This window comes from Pseudomonas sp. TREG-RG-20F-10-E-6-01 (genome assembly GCF_022662455.1).
Taxonomy (GTDB): Bacteria; Pseudomonadota; Gammaproteobacteria; order Pseudomonadales; family Pseudomonadaceae; genus Aquipseudomonas.
This window is the reverse complement of the sequence record NZ_JAKNQP010000001.1, coordinates 178,715-196,814: the sequence shown is the minus strand read 5'-3', so window position 1 is coordinate 196,814 and position 18,100 is coordinate 178,715. Positions and strand designations below refer to the sequence as shown.

Here is an 18,100-nt window from a genome sequence, read left to right as displayed (position 1 = left end):
GATGACGTCCGCACTGTTTATTCCCGAGCTGGGCCAGTTGGCGATGATCCTCGCCTTGTGCTTTGCCGTCGTCCAGGCCGTGGTGCCCTTGCTTGGCGCCTGGCGCGGCGACCGCCTGTGGATGAGCCTGGCCCAGCCGGCCGCCTGGGGCCAGTTTGCCTTTTTGCTGTTCGCGTTTGGTTGCCTGACCTACGCCTTCATGACTGATGACTTTTCTGTCGCCTACGTCGCCAACAACTCCAACAGCGCGCTGCCCTGGTACTACAAATTCAGCGCCGTGTGGGGCGCCCACGAAGGCTCGTTGCTGTTGTGGGCCTTGATCCTCGGCGGCTGGACCTTCGCTGTGTCGGTGTTCTCGCGCCAACTGCCGCAAGTCATGCTGGCGCGGGTGCTGGCGGTGATGGGCATGATCAGCATTGGCTTCCTGCTGTTCCTGATCATGACCTCCAACCCGTTCAGCCGCATCCTGCCGCAGATCCCGGTGGACGGGCATGACCTCAACCCCTTGTTGCAAGACATCGGCCTGATCGTGCACCCGCCGATGCTCTACATGGGTTACGTGGGTTTCTCGGTGGCCTTTGCTTTCGCTATCGCCGCCTTGCTCGGCGGGCGTCTCGATGCCGCCTGGGCGCGCTGGTCGCGGCCGTGGACCATCGTCGCCTGGGCCTTTCTCGGGATCGGCATCACCTTGGGCTCGTGGTGGGCCTATTACGAACTCGGCTGGGGCGGCTGGTGGTTCTGGGACCCGGTCGAAAACGCCTCGTTTATGCCGTGGCTGGTGGGCACCGCGTTGATTCACTCGCTGGCCGTCACCGAAAAACGCGGCGTGTTCAAGAGCTGGACCGTGTTGCTGGCCATCGCCGCGTTTTCCCTCAGTTTGCTTGGCACGTTCCTGGTGCGTTCGGGCGTGCTGACGTCGGTGCATGCGTTTGCGTCCGACCCGGCGCGCGGCGTGTTCATCCTGATCTTCCTGCTGTTTGTGGTCGGTGGCTCGCTCACCCTGTTTGCGTTGCGCGCGCCGGTGGTCAAGAGCCAGGTCGGCTTCAACCTGTGGTCGCGTGAAACCCTGTTGCTGGGCAATAACCTGGTGCTGGTGGTGGCCGCGTCGATGATCCTGCTCGGTACCTTGTACCCGCTGGTGCTGGACGCGCTGAGCGGCGCCAAGCTGTCGGTCGGCCCGCCGTACTTCAACGCGTTGTTTATCCCGCTGATGGGCCTGCTGATGGTGGTGATGGCAGTCGGTGTATTGGTGCGCTGGAAAGACACCCCGGTGAAATGGCTGGCGGGCATGCTGATGCCGGTGCTGCTGGGCAGTGTGGCCTTGGCGGTGATCGCAGGCTTTGCCTATGGCGACTTCAACTGGGCGGTGCTCGCGACCTTCCTGCTCGCCGCCTGGGTATTGCTGGCCGGCGTGCGCGACATTGTCGACAAAACCCGCCACAAAGGCCTGATCAAAGGCTTGCCGACATTGACCCGCAGCTATTGGGGCATGCAGGTGGCGCACCTCGGCATCGCGGTGTGCGCCCTCGGCGTGGTGCTCTCCAGCCAAAACAGCGCCGAGCGCGACCTGCGCCTGGCACCGGGTGAGTCCATGGACCTGGCCGGTTACCACTTCATCTTTGAGGGCGCCAAGCACTTTGAAGGCCCGAACTTCACGTCGGACAAAGGCACCATCCGCGTGGTGCGCAACGGCAAGGAAGTGGCCGTGCTGCACCCGGAAAAACGCCTGTACACCGTGCAAAGCTCGATGATGACCGAAGCGGGCATCGACGCCGGTTTCACCCGCGACCTGTATGTGGCGCTCGGTGAACCCCTGGGCGACGGCGCCTGGGCGGTGCGCGTGCACGTCAAACCGTTTGTGCGCTGGATCTGGTTCGGCGGGTTGCTCACTGGCTTTGGCGGTTTGCTGGCTGCGCTGGACCGGCGTTATCGGGTCAAAGTAAAAAGCCGCGTGCGTGAAGCCCTCGGCCTGCAAGGAGCGCCGGCATGAAGCGTTGGTTGATGGTGTTACCACTGGCGGCCTTTCTGGTGGTGGCGGTGTTTTTGTATCGCGGCTTGTACCTGGACCCGTCCGAGCTGCCTTCGGCGATGATCGGCAAGCCATTCCCGGCGTTCAGCCTGCCGACGGTGCAGGGTGACAAAACCCTGACCCAGGCTGATCTGCTGGGCAAACCGGCGCTGGTCAACGTGTGGGGCACCTGGTGCATCTCCTGCCGCGTCGAACACCCGGTGTTGAACAAACTCGCCGAGAAGGGCGTGGTGATCTACGGCATCAACTACAAGGACGACAATGCGGCGGCCTTGAAGTGGCTGGCGGAGTTCCACAACCCGTACCTGATGGATATCCGCGATGAAGACGGCAACCTCGGTTTGAACCTCGGCGTGTACGGCGCCCCGGAAACCTTCTTTATCGATGCCAAAGGCGTGATTCGTGACAAGTATGTCGGCGTGATCGATGAAGTGGTCTGGCGCGAGCAACTGGCCGCCAAGTACCAGGCGCTGGTCGATGAGGCCAAGCCATGAAGTGTCTGTTAGCCGCTGCCGTGTTGGCGCTGGGGTTGGCCGGCGTGGCCCATGCCGCCATCGACACCTACGAATTCGCCAAGGACGGTGACCGTGAGCGTTTTCGCGAACTGACCAAGGAACTGCGTTGCCCCAAGTGCCAGAACCAGGACATCGCCGATTCCAACGCGCCGATTGCCGCCGACCTGCGCAAAGAGATTTTCCGCATGCTGGGGGAGGGCAAGGACAACCAGCAGATCATCGACTTCATGGTCGACCGCTACGGTGATTTCGTGCGCTACAAACCGGCCCTCACCGGCAAGACCGCGCTGCTCTGGTTCGGCCCAGCCGGGCTGTTGCTGGCCGGTGTGGTGGTCATGGCCGTGATCGTCCGCCGCCGCCGCGCCGCGCCTACCGATGGCTCCGACGCGTTATCCCCTGAAGAGCGCAAACGCCTCGACCAATTGCTGGACACCAAGACTGATGATTGATTTTTGGCTCGCAGCAGGGTTGCTGCTCCTTATTGCCCTGAGTTTCCTGTTGATCCCTGTGTTGCGCGGCCGCCGCGCCCAGCGTGAAGAGGACCGCACCGCGCTCAACGTGGCGCTTTACCAGGAACGCGTCGCCGAGCTGCAAGTGCAGCAGGACGAAGGCGTGCTGAATGCCGCGCAACTCGACACCGGCCGCGCTGAAGCGGCCCGTGAGCTGCTGGCCGATACCGAAGGCGTGGAAAAACCTCGCGAATCGCGCCTGGGCAAACCGTTGCCGTTTTTGGCGGCGTTTCTGGTGCCGGTCCTGGGCGTTGCGCTGTACCTGCATTACGGGGCGAGTGACAAGGTCGAGCTGACCCGCGAATTCTCCCAGCCGCCGGTGTCGATGCAAGACATGACCCAGCGCCTGGAACGCGCCGCCGCTGCCCAGCCGGATTCGCCGGAAGGCTTGTACTTCCTCGGTCGCGCCTACATGGCCCAGGACCGTTCCGCCGATGCGGCCAACGTCTTCGAGCGCACCGTGGCTTTGGCCGGCCGCCAGCCGGAACTGCTCGGCCAGTGGGCGCAGGCGCAGTACTTTGCCGACAACAAGCAGTGGTCGCCCAAGGTGCAGGCGCTGACCGATGAAGCCTTGAAGCTGGACCCCAAGGAAGTCACCAGCCTTGGCCTGTTGGGTATTGCCGCCTTTGAAGGCCAGCGTTATCAGGACGCCATCGACTACTGGAACCGTCTGTTGGCGCAGCTGCCACCGCAAGACAATTCCCGGGTCGCGCTGCAAGGTGGTATCGACCGAGCGGCGGAAAAGCTCAGGGAGAGCGGTGGTACTGTCGCTCAAGCACCCAAGGCTGTTCTCAAAGTCCGTGTGGATTTGTCCGCCGAGGTGAAGGCCAAAGCCCTGCCCACCGACAGCGTGTTCATCTTTGCCCGCGCCGTCTCCGGCCCGCCTGCACCGCTGGCGGTCAAGCGCGTGACCGTCGCCGAACTGCCAGTCACCGTCGAACTGGGCGATGCGGACGCGATGATGCCGCAGTTGAAACTGTCGAACTTCCCCGAAGTCCAACTGGTTGCGCGCATATCCCGGGCCGGTCTTCCGACCGCTGGCGAGTGGATCGGCCGCAGCCAACCCTTGGCCAGCACTGCCACTGCGCTGCAGCAGCTGACCATCGACAGTCCGGACAAGTAAATCGAGGAAAACGCCTATGCCCGCATTTGCACGCATCACCTTGCTCAGCCTGGTACTCGGCCTGAGCGCTTGTGCGGTCCACCGGCCACCTCCGGCACCCACCGGCCCGACCATCCCGCCGTCGGGCCCTTCGACCCAGCCGAGCACCCAACCGTCCGGCCCGGTGACCCCGCCGCCGAAACCGCTGCCAAGCAAATCGCCAACCTTCGCCCCGCCCCCGGGCGCCGCCAGCCACTGGGACGGCAAGATGCAGGTGTATGTGCTGGAAGAACAGCCCGACACCTTCTACCGCCAGCGCACCTACTACCGCTGGAGCAACGGCTGGAGCCGCTCCATCAGCCCGAACGGGCCGTGGGAAGAAACCGATGTGCACGGCGTACCGCCGGGGCTGAGCAAGCAATACGCGCAATGAAAAAAGGCGACCTTCGGGTCGCCTTTTTCATACGCGCTAAATGCAGTCTTGCATCCACTGGAGACCAAATGTGGGAGCGGGTTTGCTCGCGAAGGCGGTGGGTCAGTGATTGATAGGCTGGCTGACACTCCGCCTTCGCGAGCAAGCCCGCTCCCACAGTTTTGAACTCTACCTGATCTGAGTTCTAGGCCTGTTTCGCCATCGTGCGAGAAGTCCCCTGATGTACACCACACTCAGTGTGGGAGCTGGCTTGCCTGCGATAGCAGTGTGTCAGCCATAAATCCCCCAACTGACCCACCGCCATCGCAGGCAAGCCAGCTCCCACAGCAATCACCGCGCTATCAAGCTACGGGACACTCCCGATTCAGCGCTTGATCCACCAACAACTGCGCAATCTCAATCATCTGCACCACCGCCAGCACCTGCTTGCGGCCTGTGCCCTCCAAGTGCTCGGCACAGTCGTACGCACACACGGTCGCCGATTCGAGCATCTCACTGGCATTGCTCAAGGCAACTTCGGTGCTGAGGCCGGGGCGGACGGTGAAGATGAGGTTGGGCGGGAGTTGTGGGGTGTCATCCGAATGGGATGGCGGGGGGTTAGGCGTGACTTTTTTCATGGGGAAGCTCCTATGAATGAGCACCTCCATCTCGCTACCACACGATGTAAGGAGGCGACTGTACACGGGGTGGTAGACCGGTCATAGAAACCCGGCAGGCCGAAGCCTCCCGTGCACAGCCGCCACAAAGCAGCCCGCACAAAAAAACGCCCTGGAGCGTTTTTGGGGATCTATGAAAGAACCGGGCTACCACACCCGTTCGCTGATTTTGCAGCGACCCGCGAAGGTTAGCGGCGAGGTTACTCGGACGCAACCCGAAAACTGTGTAGGGCAGGTCCTAAAGGTCGAATGATTATATAGAGGCGAACCCTTGTGGCGAGCAGGCTTGCCCTGCGTTGGGCTGCGAAGCGGCCCCAAAACCTAACGGCGCGTTCTGCCTGAATTCGTGGGTTGTCGGTGGCCAACCATGACGACGCAACGTTGGCGCATGTTGAAGAGTCCGCGCGCTACGGCATGACCATCGCCGAATTCCCCACTACGCTTGAAGCAGCCCAGGGCTGCCAGGCGCTGAACATGAAAGTGTTGATGGGCGCGCCGAACGTGGTGCGCGGCGGGTCACACTCGGGTAATGTGGCCGCCGCCGGCCTGGCCCGCGCGGTCAAGATGATCAGCCTGGCGCGCGCGCGCGGCAGGCCTGACCGATCGCGGTGAAATTGCGGTGGGCCTGCGCGCCGACCTGGTCCAGGCCAAACGCCGTGAAGGGCTGCCCGTGGTGCAACAAGTGTGGCGACAAGCGAAGAGGGTGTTTTGATGGCAGGCAGGTTGATCTATCTCATCGGGCCCTCGGGTTCGGGCAAGGACAGCCTGCTGGATGCCGCCCGCCCGCGCTTGGCCGAGCGCGGCTGCCGCATTGTGCGGCGGGTGATCACCCGTTCGGCCGAAGCCGTGGGCGAGGCGGCTCAAGGTGTGAGCCCGCAGCAGTTCGCCGCAATGCAGGCCGAGGGTGCGTTTGCCCTCAGCTGGCACGCCAATGGGTTGTCGTACGGCATCCCGCGTGTGATCGACGATTGGCTGGCGGCGGGGGAAGACGTGCTGGTCAATGGTTCCCGCGCGCACCTGGCGCAAACCCGCGAACGGTATCCCTCGTTGCTGGTGCTGTTGCTGACGGTCGACCAAACCGTGTTGCGTCAGCGCCTGATCGCGCGGGGGCGTGAGTCGCTCGCCGATATCGAGGAGCGCCTGGCACGCAATGCGCGGTTCACCGCAGACCTGATCGCCGGCAATGGTGCGGGGCTGCTGGTGCTGGATAACTCCGGCCCGCTGGTGCATACCGTTGAGCGCTTGCTGTGCTGCCTGGATCACGGGCACTCGGCATGCGCCTGACCTTGCTTGGCACCGGTGACGCGCGGCAAGTTCCGGTGTACGGCTGCGAATGCGCCGCCTGCGCCCTGGCGCGCAGCGATGAAGGGTTACGCCGCCGACCGTGCAGCGCGTTGATCGAATGCGGCGACCAGCGCTGGTTGATCGACAGCGGTTTGCCGGACCTGACCGAACGCTTCCCGCCGCGCAGTTTCAACGGGATTTTCCAGACGCACTACCACGCTGACCATGCGCAAGGTTTGCTGCATTTGCGTTGGGGCCAGGGGCTGGTGATTCCGGTGCATGGCCCGGCGGATCCGCAGGGGTTGTCCGACCTTTACAAACACCCGGGGATCCTGGATTTCAGCCAGCCGTTTGGCGCATTCGAAACCCGCGAATTTGGCGAGTTGCGCGTGACGGCGCTGCCGTTGCAGCACTCCAAACCCACCTTCGGTTATCTGCTGGAAGGCGAAGGTCGGCGCATCGCCTACCTTACCGACACGGTCGGCCTGCCGCCTGCCACCCTGGCCTGGCTGCAACGCGCGCCGCTGGAGGTGTTGGTGCTCGATTGCTCCATGCCACCGCAGCCGCAGGCACCGCGCAATCACAACGACGTGACGCTGGCATTGCGCAGCATTGAGGAATCAGGTGCGCAATTGGGCGTGCTGACGCACGTGGGGCATACGCTGGATGTGTGGTTGCTGGAACATCGGCGCGAGTTGCCCAGGCATGTGACAGTGGCGTGGGATGGCCGAGTTCTTTGAGCACGGCATGACCCGTGTGGGAGCGGGCTTGCTCGCGAATGCGGTGTGTCAGTTGAGGGATTCTTCACTGACCCAGCGCATTCGCGAGCAAGCCCGCTCCCACAGTGTGATCTTTATTGTTTGCACGTTTCCATTCCAAATCGGCTTGCCAGCTCCCTGCGTCCTTTGGCCGTTAACCCCAACGCGCGACTGTCCAGGTCCTGGGTCACCCATTCACGGCGGATAACGCTTTGCAGCAATGCCGCGCCCAAAGCACCGGCCAGGTGCGGGCGGCGCATGCTCCAGTCCAGGCACGAACAGGCGAAGCGTCGGCGCTGCGTGCGCAGTGCGGGCACATCGATGCCCAATTCGGTCATGGCTTGTTCACCCGCCGCGCTGAGTTGGTAAGCGCCGTCGCCGACCAACCAGCCGGATGCGATGAAATGGTCGTGCAGGTGCACCGCCAGGGTACCGGCCATGTGGTCGTAGCAGGTGCGCGCAAACTGCAAACGCGTGGGCGTGGTCGGGACGAAACCCTTGTTGGTGTTGCGGCTGATCACCATCAGGCCCTCGATGGCCTGGGCCACGTGCGGCCCAGCCAGGCTGTAATAGCGATGCCGTCCCTGGGTGTGCAGCGTAAGCAGGCCATCGTTCTTGAGCCTGGCCAAATGGGCACTGGCGGTCGAGGCGCTGACCTGGGCAATCGCCGCCATCTCGGTGCTGGTACGTGCGTGGCCATCCATCAGCGAACAGAGCATTTTGGTGCGCGCGGGCTCCGCAATCGCCCCCGCCACGTGTGAAAGCGCCGTGTCCTCGTCCTGAGCGCGCATATTTCGTTCCTGAGCGAATCGTTGCCGTGTGAGAGGGCAGATAGTAACGCTTCTTTTGCAAACAGGACGTGCCCGATGACACCGCTGCAAGCCGCTACCCATGCCGACCCTTACGCCTATTACGCGGCCCTTCGGCGTAACGATGGGCTGTCGTTCGATGCTGAACTGGGACTGTGGATCGCCAGCAGCGCCAGGACTGTCGAGGCCGTGCTGACGCACCCTGACTGCCGGGTACGCCCCTCACACGAGCCGGTGCCTGCGGCGATCGCTGACGGTGCGGCGGGGCAGGTGTTCGCCAAGTTGATGCGCATGAACGAGGGCGCGGCCCACCAGTGCCTCAGGGCGGTGGTCGAACCTGCTCTGGCCAGGTTGGACGCAGGGCATATCGCCAGGGTGGTGGGGCAAGTCAGCAGGCGCTTGCATAGCCTCTATGAGTGGATGTTCACGTTGCCGGTCGCTGTGGTCGGCTCGCTGCTGGGTGTGCCTGGCGAGCGGTTGCACCGGGTCGCCGCGCTGACCCGGGATTTTGTCGCGTGTCTTTCGCCGCTGAGCAGCCAGGCTCACTTGCGCGCCGCCGATGCTGGCGCTGTGCAACTGGGGCAGATGTTCAGTGCGGTGCTCGAGCAGACCGGGTTGCTCAAGCAGCTTCTCCACGGCGAGTGGGGTGACCCGGATGCACTGACGTCTAACCTGATCGGCTTGCTCTCCCAGACGTGTGAAGCGAGTGCCGGTCTGATTGGCAATACGCTGGTCACACTCGCCCGGCGGCCTGACCTGCTGGCGCACATCCAGCGCGTGCCGGCCCTGGTGCCAGCGCTGGTGGAGGAGGTGGCCCGCTATGACTCGCCGGTGCAGAACACGCGGCGATTTGCGGCCGGGCCCTGCTCGATTGGCAGTAGCCTTCTAGAGACGGGCGATACCGTTCTCGTGCTGCTGGCCGCCGCGAACCGGGACCCCGAAGCGAACCATGACCCGGACAGCATTCTGCTTGAGCGACCCCATCGACGCTCGTTCAGCTTTGGCGTTGGCAGGCACCAATGCCCGGGCCAAGCGCTCGCGTTGAACATCGCGTCGCAAGCGCTGCGCGAATTATTGCGCCAGCCGAGCGCCTGGGCCGATGCTCGCCAGTGCGGTTACTGGCCGTCGCTGAATGGGCGCATCCCGCGGTTTGAATCTGCAGGGATACATTAGTAACGCGAGCCACTTCCAGACTATTAGGTGTGTAGGGGTTTGTTTCCATGCTGAGTTTAAAGCGCGAGGTAATTCTAAACTTTATATGTTTTATGGTGTTTTAAAGTGCTTGTTTTCGGGCGAGGGTTTGATTGTGCAGTGCGCGTAAATGAACATTCTTGTGTGTGGATGTTAAGTTTATGTATCCAGTTGTTATATGTTTGGGCGTGAAACATTATCAGGGCTGGCGCTCGGTTTTTTGATGTGGGAGGTTAGTTTGGCGGTTAAGTAAGTTGCCGCGTCTTGGGCCCTGTTTCGGGTCGACTTAACGTTTTCAAAGGATGTTATATGCGCGTTGCCACTTCATTTGTTGGTCATCATCCACATCACCCTCCATTAGCTGCGTCCAGTGCACCTGCTTTCACACACCCTGCGCACGTTGCCACGGCAGCGGCCCAGAAACCCGCTTTCGGCACGGATGAGGCTGCCAAACAGATTCTGCGACGAGGCTATCGCCATTACGATCGCGATGGCGATGGTAAAATCGAGTTGTCTTTTACCCTTGACGAAAAGTTCTCTGCACAACAAAAAGTGTCCATTCGCCAGGCACTTCAAATGTGGCAAGACGTGACTACTGTCATATTCAAAGAGAATTCAACCTGCGTGGATGGCTCAATAACTATTGCAGCCGATCCTCATACCAGTGGTGGCGTGTCACAGTTACCCAATCAGTATTACGGTGACATGAACGCCACCATTGGAACGCAGGGTGCTCGCGAAGTCCCCGCGCACGGCGATTACTTTTTATTTACCGCAGTTCATGAGTTGGGTCACGCCCTGGGCCTTGGTCACCCTGGCGAATATGGCAAGCAAGTGCACAACTATGCCCAGACCCCCTACGAGCAAGACACCAAGGCGTGCAGCGTAATGAGTTATTGGGATGAAACCAATCAGCCGGGCCATGACTTCCAACGGCGCCATCCGTGTGTGCCCATGAAAGATGACATTGCCGCGATACAAAAACTCTACGGCGCCAATTTCAATACGCGATCGACCGATACGACCTACGGGTTCAACTCCAACACGGGCCGTGATCACTTGAGCCTTGAGTCCGGGAACGATGCGCCGATCTTTTGCATTTGGGATGGGGGCGGCCATGACACGCTGGACGTTTCCGGGTTTTCCCAGGATCAGACCATCAACCTGCACGCTGAGTCCTTTTCCAGTGTGGGCGGCCTGAAGGGCAATGTATCCATCGCCAAGGGCGTTACGCTGGAAAACGCTGTCGGCGGTTCGGGCGACGACCAAATCAACGGAAACGAGGTGGGCAACAGGCTCCGCGGTGGAGCGGGTGCGGACAGGTTGCGCGGCGGTGGCGGCGCGGATGTCTTTGTGTACGACAGGGCGAGCGACTCTACCCTGGGTCAGCCAGACGAGATTCTGGATTTCACCAGCGGTACCGACAAAATCGATTTTTCCGGCCTGTTGAAAAATACCTCCATCGGGCATTTTTACGTGGTTGAGCAGTTCACTGGACGAGCCGGCGAGATCGTCCTCAGCCATGACCAGAGCAGTGGCGCTGGCAGCTTGAGCCTTGACCTGAAGGGCCAGGGCAAAGCCGATTTGTTTCTCAAAAGTGCAGGGAGGATTCGCGCCAGTGACATTGTCACGGGTGCCGGCGCCGTGCGTGGGCTGACGGGCCTCAAACGCCAACGCAGCTCCACGTCGGGGTTTGTATCTGGCCTCAAGGCGCACGATACGGTTTATGGCTTCAACGCCAACAGCGGTGATCGCGCAAGCAGCCTGCATGCCGGCAGCGGCGCGCCGCGCTTCCTGGTACAGGACGCGGGCGGCAACGATACCCTGGATTTTTCCGGTTTCGAGCATCACCAAACCATCGATTTGCGCCATAACTCCGCCTCCAGTGTGGGCGGTCTGCGCAACAACGTCGCCATCGGCAGAGGCGTTGTCGTGGAGAATGCGATTGGCGGCTCCGGCCAGGACACGCTCATCGGCAACGCGGTGGACAACGTCCTCACTGGCGGTGCTGGCGGCGATGTGCTCTGGGGCGTGGGCGGTAGAAACACGTTCAAATATGACCAGGCCAATGACTCGACCTGTCACGATGCCGATGTGCTCATGGATTTCGCCAGTGGCGAGGACACTATCGATCTGAGGGCACTGGCCAAGCAGTACGCGACCCCCTTGCGCCTGGTGCAAGACTACACGGGGCGCGTTGGCGACACCGTGGTCAAATACCACCCACAGAGCGGCCGCTACTTTGTCGGCATCGACCTATTGGGCGACCGCCAGTCTGACTTCCTGATTAAGAGCCCGCGTTTGATCAAGCCCCAGGATGTACTTGGCCTGACTGCGCCTCGGCGCTGATCAGGGTTTGCACGTACTCCACAAACGCGCGTGTCTTGGCACTCGCCATCCTGCCGGTGGGGAACACCGCCCATAAATCAATCGGCGGCAGTTGCCAGTCGGTCAGCACGGGCTTGACCTCACCACTGGCCAGTTCCGGGGCAAACATCCAGGTCGATGCCATGGTCAGGCCCAAATGGTTCAGCACCGCGGCGCGCACGCCCTCTGCGGCGGTGACGCGGATGCGGCCGCGGGCGACGACCGGGTAGTGACTGTCGCCCTGGCTGAACGTCCAGTTTGAGCCGCCGCCCAGGCTGTAGATAATTGCCTGGTGTTGCAGCAAATCCGCCGGGGTGGCCGGCTCGCCACAGCGTTCGAAGTAGGCCGGGGTGGCGAGGATTTGCCGCGGGGATTGGCCGATCTTGCGTGCGGTAAGGCCCGAGTCGCTCAAGTTGCCCATACGCAGGGCGACGTCGATGCCTTCTTCCACCAGGTTGAGGCTGTGGTCGTTGAGCACCACTTCGACGTTCAAGGCGGGGTATTGCGCCAGGAACGGGCCCAGGTGAGGAATGATGTGCAACCGCGCGAAGGTGGTTGCAGCGCTGATGCGCAAGTTGCCCGACAGTCCGGCGCCTGCACCGCGTGCGGCGTCATCGGCCTCGTTGGCTTCGTCGATGGCGCGCTTGGCCTTTTCGAAAAACGCCAGGCCCGCCTCGGTCGGTGTCAGGCCGCGCGTGGAGCGCAACACCAACCGCACCGCCAGGCGCGCTTCCAATTGCGCGATGCTTTTGGAGACAGCGGGCTGGCCTATCCCCAAGCGTTTGGCGGCAGCTGAGAACGAGCCGGTTTCGACCACGTTCACGAAGGTTTCCATGGCGGTGAGGCGGTCCATCGGGTGTCCTTGGGTTATTGGGTGAGGGCGTCGAGCATCGCCGACGGTTCTGGGCGTTGAGTGTAATCCGGGTTGACCTCGGCGTAACGAATCACGCTGTCCTGGCCGATCACGTAGCGCGCTGGCATCGGCAGGGTCCAGGCTGGGTCGTCATTGATCAGCGGCAAGTTGTTGCCCAGGGCCTTGTAGAGCTCGATCAGGTAGTCCGGCAGCTGAAAGCGCAGACCGAATGCATCGGCAACGTCGTTGTGGGTATCGCTGAGGATCGGGAAACCCAACTCGGTGATGCGTTCGGATTTACGGCTGTTGGCGGCAGTCTGTGGCGACAGGGCCAGCAGGCTCGCGCCGTGGCCTTTCAACGTCGGCAAAAAGGTTTGCAGCGCTTGCAGCTCCATATTGCAATACGGGCACCACACGCCGCGGTAGAACGTCAGCACCAAGGGGCCGTTGGCCAACAGATCGGCTGAGGACACCAACGCACCGTTGGCATCCTTGAGACTGAACAACGGCGCCTTGTCACCCACCTTCAACGCACGCTGTGCGGCGCCGGACGCGATCAGCTCGGCTGTGGCGCGTTCCATGATCGGATGGATATGCGCTGGCGCGTTGTAGGGAGGCTTGCCGGCTTTGAAGTCAGCACGGAAGGCATCAAGTGTGGCTTGAAGTGTCATGGTGATATTCCCTCAGGAGATGAGCCGAGTTGGCTGGAGGGATAATGGGCGCAGCAGAGAGGGCGAAGAAGCAGGGTAAGGCGCATATGAATTATGCCCTGCTGGAATAAACGCCGTTTATTTCCAATATTTAGACATACAGCCGTCACTCCTGTTGAAGCAATCTGTGCTTGAGTAAATATAACTCTAGGGTTACTTTTATCAAGCCAAGCCAAGGAGGCTGAGGTGCAAAGCAGGTTATTGATCAAGGAGCTGCAAGAGGCGGGTTGGGTGCTGGATCGGGTTACGGGCAGTCATCATATTTTCACTCACCGCTATAACCCGTACACGATCCCGGTGCCGCACCCCAAGAAAGACTTGCCCCTGGGCACCGTCAGAAGCATCAGGAAACGCGCCGGGCTGTTTCAGTTTTAAGGAGAGCACTCATGCAATACCCAATGTGTATCGAATGGGGCGATGACTTTACCGCCACCGGTATTCAGATCCCCGATATTCCAGGCGCGGTCACCGCCGGGGACAGCTTCGAAGAGGCCTACAACGCCGCCGTGGAAGTCGCGCACATCATGCTGCAAGAGATCGCCGCCGAAGGCGGGCCGATTCCGATGCCCACCTCGGTGGCCAACCACCACGCGAACGAAGACTACGCCGGGATGGGCTGGGGGATGTTGGAGTTGGACATCTCGCCCTATCTGGGCAAGACCGAGAAGGTCAATGTGACCTTGCCCGGTTATGTCATCCAGCGAATCGACCGCTATGTGCGCGAGCACAAGGTCAAAAGCCGCTCGTCATTTCTGGCGGATGCGGCCTTGGAGAAGTTGGTGCGCTCCTAGTCGCGATCAGGCTGTGGCAACGGCCACCGTGCGCGAAGCACTCAGGAACCGCAATAACGCCACCAGTGGGAACGCACTGCCCACCAGCATCACGCCCAGCCAGCCGCCGTGTTCATACACGCTGCTGGCAATCGCCGAGCCGAAGGCGCCGCCGATGAAGATGCTGGTCATGTACAGCGCGTTCAAGCGGCTGCGGCTGTTGGCGTCTAGGGCGTAGATGGCGCGTTGGCCGAGGACCATGTTCATCTGCACGCAGAAGTCCAGCACCACACCGGTGACGGCCAGGCCGATCACGCTGTACAGCGGATGCACGAAGGCCGGCAAAAAGCTCAAGGCGGCAAACAGCATCGCCAGCAGTGAAGCGCGGTGCGTGTGGCCGGCGTCGGCCAGGCGGCCGGCGATTGGGGCGGCGATCGCGCCCAGTGCACCGACCAGGGCGAACAGCGCGATCTCGCTTTGGCTCAGGCCATGATTGCGTGCCAGCTCAAGCGGCGCGGCGGTCCAGAACAGGCTGAAGGTGGCAAACATGCAGCCTTGGTAGAACGCCCGCTGGCGCAATACCGGTTGCTTGCGCAGCAGCGTACCGAGTGAGCGCAGCAGTTGGCCGTAGCTGGCGCTGTGGTCGGGCTGGCGCTTGGGGATGGTCATCAGCAAGACCACGCTGATGAAGGCCATCAAGGCCGCGGCGGCCATGAACATCGCGCGCCAGCCGAAGTGGTCGGCCACCACGCTGGACACCGGCCGTGCCAGCAGAATGCCGAGCAACAGGCCACCCATGATGCTGCCAACCACGCGGCCACGGGATTCGGCGGGCGCCAGGTGCGCCGCCAGCGGGATCAGGATCTGCACCGAGACGGAACTGAATCCAATCAACAACGACACAAGCAGGAACAAATTCGGCTGCTCGGTAAAGGCGGCACCCAGTAGGCTGGCGATGGCCAACACGGTGGTGGCGATCATCAGCTTGCGGTTTTCCAGCAAGTCACCCAGCGGTACCAGGAAGAACAGGCCCAAGGCGTAGCCGATTTGTGTCAGCGACACGATCAGGCTGGCCATCGCCGGAGTCAGGCCAATGTCGGGTGCAATCAGTTCGATGATCGGTTGGGCGTAGTAGATGTTGGCAACAATGGCGCCGCAACAGAACGCAAACAGCATCACCATGCCTCGGGTCATGGTGCTTGAAGCGTGTGGGGTAGCGTTCATGGTGTTCTCGTTAAAGCGAAGGAAGATGGCGTGCGAGAGTAAAGACAACCGCACGGCCGGAGTAGGGCGCTATGGGTGATAACACTCATGCCGCAAATTAATGACTGAATCGTTAACTGTTGAGCCGAACGGCAATGATACATTCAGTCACAACTGCCGAAACAGGAAATCCACTTTCATGAAAATTTCGCTGAACAAGATGATCCTGGCTTCAACCCTGGCCGCCGCCATGGCCATCGGGTTGGCCAATGCCGCCGACGCGCCGCGGGTCGGTGTGCGCGGCGCTATTACGGCAATCGATGGCGACGCAATGCACGTCAAGGTCAACAGCGGTGAAGACGTCACCGTGCACCTGACCAAAGACACCCAGGTCCGCGCCGTTACCCTAGCCAAAATTGATGAAATCAAGCCCGGCAGCTACATCGGGTCGGCCGCCATGCCGAATGCCGACGGCACCCTGACTGCCCTGGAAGTTCACGTGTTTCCACCGGCCATGGCCGGCACGGGCGATGGGCACCGTGCGTTCGACTTGAAAGAAGGCAGCAGCATGACCAACGGTACCGTTGGCGACCTGGTGGTCAGCAACGGGCGCACCTTGACCGTGAAGTACAAAGGCGGCGAGCAGAAGATTGTAGTGCCGGATGATGTGCCGATCGTCAACCTGGAGCCAGGGGATCGCAGTTTGTTGAAGCCCGGCGTGAAGGTGGTGATGTTTGCATCGCAGGCGGCGGATGGGACGATTACTGCCCAAGCGATTTCGGCCGGTAAGGACGGCGTGACACCGCCGATGTAACCGCCAAACACTCAACCAGATGTGGGCGCTGGCTTGCCTGCGATGCAAGCACCTCGGTGTTTCAGGCATTGCGAGGTGATGCTATCGCAGGCAAGCCAGCTCCCACACTTGACTGCATTTCTTCAGTTAAAGCGGTTTACTGACCGCTGTAGATCTGATCAAAAATCCCGCCATCATTGAAGTGGGTTTTCTGCACGGTGCGCCAGTCTCCAAAGGTCTTCTCCACCGACAGGAAGTCGACTTTCGGGAAGCGGTCGGTGTACTTGGCCAACACCGTCGGGTCGCGGGGACGCAGGTAGTTGTTGGCTGCGATTTCCTGACCTTCAGGCGACCACAGGTACTTCAAGTAATCTTCGGCCGCCACGCGGGTGCCTTTCTTCTCGACGACTTTGTCGACCACCGACACCGGTGGTTCCGCCTCGGCAGAGACGCTTGGGTAGATCACTTCGAACTGATCACGGCCAAATTCACGCGCGATCATTTCTGCCTCGTTTTCAAAGGTCACCAGCACGTCGCCAATCTGGTTGGTCATGAACGTGGTGGTGGCTGCACGGCCGCCGGTGTCCAGCACTGGCGCGTGCTTGAACAGTTCGCCAACGAACTTCTTCGCCTTGTCTTCATCGCCGCCGTTCTTGAGCACATAACCCCAGGCCGACAGGTAGGTGTAGCGGCCGTTGCCCGAGGTTTTCGGGTTGGGCACGATCACTTGCATGCCATCTTTGAGCAGGTCTGGCCAGTCTTTGAGGGCCTTGGGGTTGCCCTTGCGCACGATAAACACGGTGGCGGAGGTGAACGGCGCGCTGTTGTTCGGCAGGCGGGTGACCCAGTTGTCCGGCACCAGCTTGCCGTTGTCCGCCAGGGCATTGATGTCGGTGGCCATGTTCATGGTGATCACGTCAGCCGGCAGGCCGTCGATCACCGAGCGCGCCTGTTTGCTGGAGCCGCCGAAGGACATCTGCAAGGTCAGCTTGTCGTTCGGGTGCTCGGCTTCCCAGTGCTTTTGGAAGGCGGCGTTATAGTCCTTGTAGAAGTCGCGCATCACGTCATAGGAGACGTTGAGCAGTGTGACGGGGGCAGCCTGGACGGCGCCCGCCAGGGCTAGGCCGGCGGCCAGTAAGGAGGCGCTAACGAGTTTTTTCACTGCTCATTCCTTGTTGTTCGAGAAGGTTGTCGATTGAGTGGGGGCATTTTGCCACCGACTATAGCCGCGCCCGTATAGACGTTTAAAGATTAAAACGAACTTTGCTTATTCCACTTTACGAAACAGGTTGCTGCCACAGCGCGAGCAAAACGCTGCGTTGGGCTCGTGGTTGTCTTTCTTGCACACCGGGCAATCGTGCTGCAGTTGTTCACCGCGCATGGCACTGGCCAACTCGGCGGTAAAAATCCCGGTGGGCACGGCGATGATCGAATAACCGGTGATCATCACCAGCGACGAAATGACCTGGCCCAGCGGGGTCTTCGGCACGATGTCGCCAAAGCCCACGGTGGTCAGCGTCACGATCGCCCAGTAGATGCCTTTGGGAATACTGGTAAACCCGTGTTCCGGGCCTTCGATCACGTACATCAAGGTGCCGAATACGGTCACCAGGGTGCACACGCTGACCAGAAACACCACGATCTTCTGCTTGCTGCCACGCAGCGCCGCCATTAAGTAGTTGGCTTGCTTGAGGTACGGGCTGAGCTTGAGCACGCGGAAAATCCGCAGCATCCGGATGATGCGGATGATCAACAGGTACTGCGCGTCGCTGTAATACAGCGCGAGGATGCCGGGCACGATGGCGAGTAAATCCACCAGCCCATAAAAACTGAACGCATAACGCAACGGCTTGGGCGAGCAATACAGCCGCAGGCTGTATTCGATGGCGAAGATGATGGTAAAGCCCCACTCGATATAGGCCAGCACGTCGGCGTAGTTGTCGTGGACGGTCTGGATACTGTCGAGGATCACGATCACAAGGCTGGCAAGGATGATCAGCAGCAGGGTGCTGTCGAAGCGCCGGCCGGCCACGGTGTCGCTTTGGAACACCATTACATAGAGGCGCTGACGCCAGTCGTTGTTGCTGTGCATAAATCCCGCCCGAATCGAATATCGGG

Annotated in this window: 19 protein-coding genes and 1 pseudogene; 13 read left to right on the top strand and 7 right to left on the bottom strand. The window is 61.1% G+C overall.

What is annotated here, in order from left to right:
- The first annotated feature begins 1 nt into the window (after window position 1).
- The 5 genes from L8K08_RS00960 to L8K08_RS00940 are packed head-to-tail and all read left to right on the top strand — an operon-like array spanning window position 2 to window position 4,588.
- Window positions 2–1,990 carry a heme lyase CcmF/NrfE family subunit gene (locus L8K08_RS00960; protein WP_145165063.1) on the top strand — a complete coding sequence of 663 codons (1,989 nt, stop codon included), beginning with the start codon at window positions 2–4 and terminating at the stop codon, window positions 1,988–1,990.
- Window positions 1,987–2,523, top strand: a complete 537-nt coding sequence (locus L8K08_RS00955) for a DsbE family thiol:disulfide interchange protein (RefSeq protein WP_242193749.1) — start codon at window positions 1,987–1,989, stop codon at window positions 2,521–2,523. Before L8K08_RS00960 ends, L8K08_RS00955 begins: the two co-directional genes overlap by 4 nt.
- Window positions 2,520–2,993, top strand: coding sequence for a cytochrome c-type biogenesis protein (locus L8K08_RS00950; RefSeq protein WP_242193748.1), 474 nt, complete (start codon window positions 2,520–2,522; stop codon window positions 2,991–2,993). Before L8K08_RS00955 ends, L8K08_RS00950 begins: the two co-directional genes overlap by 4 nt.
- Complete coding sequence (gene ccmI, locus L8K08_RS00945) at window positions 2,986–4,176, top strand: c-type cytochrome biogenesis protein CcmI (protein ID WP_242193745.1); 1,191 nt, start codon at window positions 2,986–2,988, stop codon at window positions 4,174–4,176. The genes L8K08_RS00950 and ccmI overlap by 8 nt, the downstream gene beginning before the upstream one ends.
- A gap of 16 nt (window positions 4,177–4,192) precedes the next feature.
- A complete protein-coding gene (locus L8K08_RS00940; RefSeq protein ID WP_145165056.1) occupies window positions 4,193–4,588 on the top strand; it encodes a hypothetical protein in 396 nt (131 codons plus the stop codon).
- Between the two features lie 341 nt (window positions 4,589–4,929).
- On the opposite strand, the gene L8K08_RS00935 is transcribed toward L8K08_RS00940, so the two are convergent.
- Window positions 4,930–5,205, bottom strand: a complete 276-nt coding sequence (locus L8K08_RS00935) for a DUF6124 family protein (protein ID WP_242193742.1) — start codon at window positions 5,203–5,205, stop codon at window positions 4,930–4,932.
- A gap of 384 nt (window positions 5,206–5,589) precedes the next feature.
- Here L8K08_RS00935 and L8K08_RS00930 point away from each other — a divergent pair.
- From L8K08_RS00930 to phnP, 3 genes and pseudogenes are all read left to right on the top strand, one after another.
- Window positions 5,590–5,956 (top strand): annotated as a pseudogene (locus L8K08_RS00930) (alpha-D-ribose 1-methylphosphonate 5-triphosphate diphosphatase); the annotation flags it as partial.
- Complete coding sequence (phnN, locus tag L8K08_RS00925; protein ID WP_242193740.1) at window positions 5,956–6,528, top strand: phosphonate metabolism protein/1,5-bisphosphokinase (PRPP-forming) PhnN; 573 nt, start codon at window positions 5,956–5,958, stop codon at window positions 6,526–6,528. The pseudogene L8K08_RS00930 and the gene phnN, both read left to right, overlap by 1 nt.
- Window positions 6,519–7,268 carry a phosphonate metabolism protein PhnP gene (phnP, locus tag L8K08_RS00920; RefSeq protein WP_242193738.1) on the top strand — a complete coding sequence of 250 codons (750 nt, stop codon included), beginning with the start codon at window positions 6,519–6,521 and terminating at the stop codon, window positions 7,266–7,268. Before phnN ends, phnP begins: the two co-directional genes overlap by 10 nt.
- 113 nt (window positions 7,269–7,381) lie before the next feature.
- On the opposite strand, the gene L8K08_RS00915 is transcribed toward phnP, so the two are convergent.
- Complete coding sequence (locus L8K08_RS00915; protein WP_242193736.1) at window positions 7,382–8,077, bottom strand: winged helix-turn-helix domain-containing protein; 696 nt, start codon at window positions 8,075–8,077, stop codon at window positions 7,382–7,384.
- 75 nt (window positions 8,078–8,152) lie between these two features.
- On the opposite strand from L8K08_RS00915, the gene L8K08_RS00910 reads away from it, so the two are divergent.
- Together L8K08_RS00910 and L8K08_RS00905 are read left to right on the top strand one after the other, a co-directional pair.
- Window positions 8,153–9,268 (top strand): cytochrome P450, encoded by a 1,116-nt coding sequence (locus L8K08_RS00910; protein WP_242193734.1) that lies wholly within the window; start codon window positions 8,153–8,155, stop codon window positions 9,266–9,268.
- Between the two features lie 327 nt (window positions 9,269–9,595).
- Complete coding sequence (locus L8K08_RS00905; RefSeq protein WP_242193732.1) at window positions 9,596–11,635, top strand: M10 family metallopeptidase C-terminal domain-containing protein; 2,040 nt, start codon at window positions 9,596–9,598, stop codon at window positions 11,633–11,635.
- Here the strand turns inward: L8K08_RS00905 and L8K08_RS00900 are convergent.
- Window positions 11,592–12,506 carry a LysR family transcriptional regulator gene (locus tag L8K08_RS00900; RefSeq protein ID WP_242193730.1) on the bottom strand — a complete coding sequence of 305 codons (915 nt, stop codon included), beginning with the start codon at window positions 12,504–12,506 and terminating at the stop codon, window positions 11,592–11,594. The two genes, L8K08_RS00905 and L8K08_RS00900, sit on opposite strands and share 44 nt — an antisense overlap.
- Window positions 12,507–12,520: 14 nt before the next feature.
- Entirely contained in the window at window positions 12,521–13,177 is a 657-nt protein-coding gene (locus tag L8K08_RS00895) for a peroxiredoxin-like family protein (RefSeq protein WP_145165039.1), read from the bottom strand.
- Window positions 13,178–13,402: 225 nt separating this feature from the next.
- On the opposite strand from L8K08_RS00895, the gene L8K08_RS00890 reads away from it, so the two are divergent.
- Both L8K08_RS00890 and L8K08_RS00885 read left to right on the top strand, forming a co-directional pair.
- Window positions 13,403–13,591 (top strand): type II toxin-antitoxin system HicA family toxin, encoded by a 189-nt coding sequence (locus tag L8K08_RS00890; protein ID WP_065901605.1) that lies wholly within the window; start codon window positions 13,403–13,405, stop codon window positions 13,589–13,591.
- An 11-nt stretch (window positions 13,592–13,602) separates the two neighbouring features.
- Window positions 13,603–14,007 carry a type II toxin-antitoxin system HicB family antitoxin gene (locus L8K08_RS00885; protein WP_159955072.1) on the top strand — a complete coding sequence of 135 codons (405 nt, stop codon included), beginning with the start codon at window positions 13,603–13,605 and terminating at the stop codon, window positions 14,005–14,007.
- A gap of 6 nt (window positions 14,008–14,013) precedes the next feature.
- Here the strand turns inward: L8K08_RS00885 and L8K08_RS00880 are convergent, their stop codons facing one another.
- Entirely contained in the window at window positions 14,014–15,210 is a 1,197-nt protein-coding gene (locus L8K08_RS00880; protein ID WP_242193729.1) for an MFS transporter, read from the bottom strand.
- Between the two features lie 178 nt (window positions 15,211–15,388).
- Here L8K08_RS00880 and L8K08_RS00875 point away from each other — a divergent pair, with 178 nt between their 5' ends.
- The gene (locus L8K08_RS00875) at window positions 15,389–16,003 is read left to right on the top strand and encodes a DUF5666 domain-containing protein (RefSeq protein WP_242193726.1); all 615 of its coding nucleotides are present in this window, start codon (window positions 15,389–15,391) and stop codon (window positions 16,001–16,003) included.
- A 136-nt stretch (window positions 16,004–16,139) separates the two neighbouring features.
- On the opposite strand, the gene L8K08_RS00870 is transcribed toward L8K08_RS00875, so the two are convergent.
- A complete protein-coding gene (locus L8K08_RS00870) occupies window positions 16,140–17,144 on the bottom strand; it encodes a sulfate ABC transporter substrate-binding protein (protein ID WP_242193724.1) in 1,005 nt (334 codons plus the stop codon).
- A gap of 105 nt (window positions 17,145–17,249) precedes the next feature.
- Window positions 17,250–18,074: an ion transporter gene (locus L8K08_RS00865; protein ID WP_145165028.1), complete on the bottom strand. Its 825-nt coding sequence runs from the start codon at window positions 18,072–18,074 to the stop codon at window positions 17,250–17,252.
- Window positions 18,075–18,100 lie beyond the last annotated feature (26 nt).

Bases quoted from the DNA above. Each gene is read 5' to 3' on its own strand.
- L8K08_RS00960 (WP_145165063.1), top strand. From the start codon at position 2: ATGACGTCCGCACTGTTTATTCCCGAGCTGGGCCAGTTGGCGATGATC.
- L8K08_RS00955 (WP_242193749.1), top strand. From the start codon at position 1,987: ATGAAGCGTTGGTTGATGGTGTTACCACTGGCGGCCTTTCTGGTGGTG.
- L8K08_RS00950 (WP_242193748.1), top strand. From the start codon at position 2,520: ATGAAGTGTCTGTTAGCCGCTGCCGTGTTGGCGCTGGGGTTGGCCGGC.
- ccmI (WP_242193745.1), top strand. From the start codon at position 2,986: ATGATTGATTTTTGGCTCGCAGCAGGGTTGCTGCTCCTTATTGCCCTG.
- L8K08_RS00940 (WP_145165056.1), top strand. From the start codon at position 4,193: ATGCCCGCATTTGCACGCATCACCTTGCTCAGCCTGGTACTCGGCCTG.
- L8K08_RS00935 (WP_242193742.1), bottom strand. From the start codon at position 5,205: ATGAAAAAAGTCACGCCTAACCCCCCGCCATCCCATTCGGATGACACC.
- phnN (WP_242193740.1), top strand. From the start codon at position 5,956: ATGGCAGGCAGGTTGATCTATCTCATCGGGCCCTCGGGTTCGGGCAAG.
- phnP (WP_242193738.1), top strand. From the start codon at position 6,519: ATGCGCCTGACCTTGCTTGGCACCGGTGACGCGCGGCAAGTTCCGGTG.
- L8K08_RS00915 (WP_242193736.1), bottom strand. From the start codon at position 8,077: ATGCGCGCTCAGGACGAGGACACGGCGCTTTCACACGTGGCGGGGGCG.
- L8K08_RS00910 (WP_242193734.1), top strand. From the start codon at position 8,153: ATGACACCGCTGCAAGCCGCTACCCATGCCGACCCTTACGCCTATTAC.
- L8K08_RS00905 (WP_242193732.1), top strand. From the start codon at position 9,596: ATGCGCGTTGCCACTTCATTTGTTGGTCATCATCCACATCACCCTCCA.
- L8K08_RS00900 (WP_242193730.1), bottom strand. From the start codon at position 12,506: ATGGACCGCCTCACCGCCATGGAAACCTTCGTGAACGTGGTCGAAACC.
- L8K08_RS00895 (WP_145165039.1), bottom strand. From the start codon at position 13,177: ATGACACTTCAAGCCACACTTGATGCCTTCCGTGCTGACTTCAAAGCC.
- L8K08_RS00885 (WP_159955072.1), top strand. From the start codon at position 13,603: ATGCAATACCCAATGTGTATCGAATGGGGCGATGACTTTACCGCCACC.
- L8K08_RS00880 (WP_242193729.1), bottom strand. From the start codon at position 15,210: ATGAACGCTACCCCACACGCTTCAAGCACCATGACCCGAGGCATGGTG.
- L8K08_RS00875 (WP_242193726.1), top strand. From the start codon at position 15,389: ATGAAAATTTCGCTGAACAAGATGATCCTGGCTTCAACCCTGGCCGCC.
- L8K08_RS00865 (WP_145165028.1), bottom strand. From the start codon at position 18,074: ATGCACAGCAACAACGACTGGCGTCAGCGCCTCTATGTAATGGTGTTC.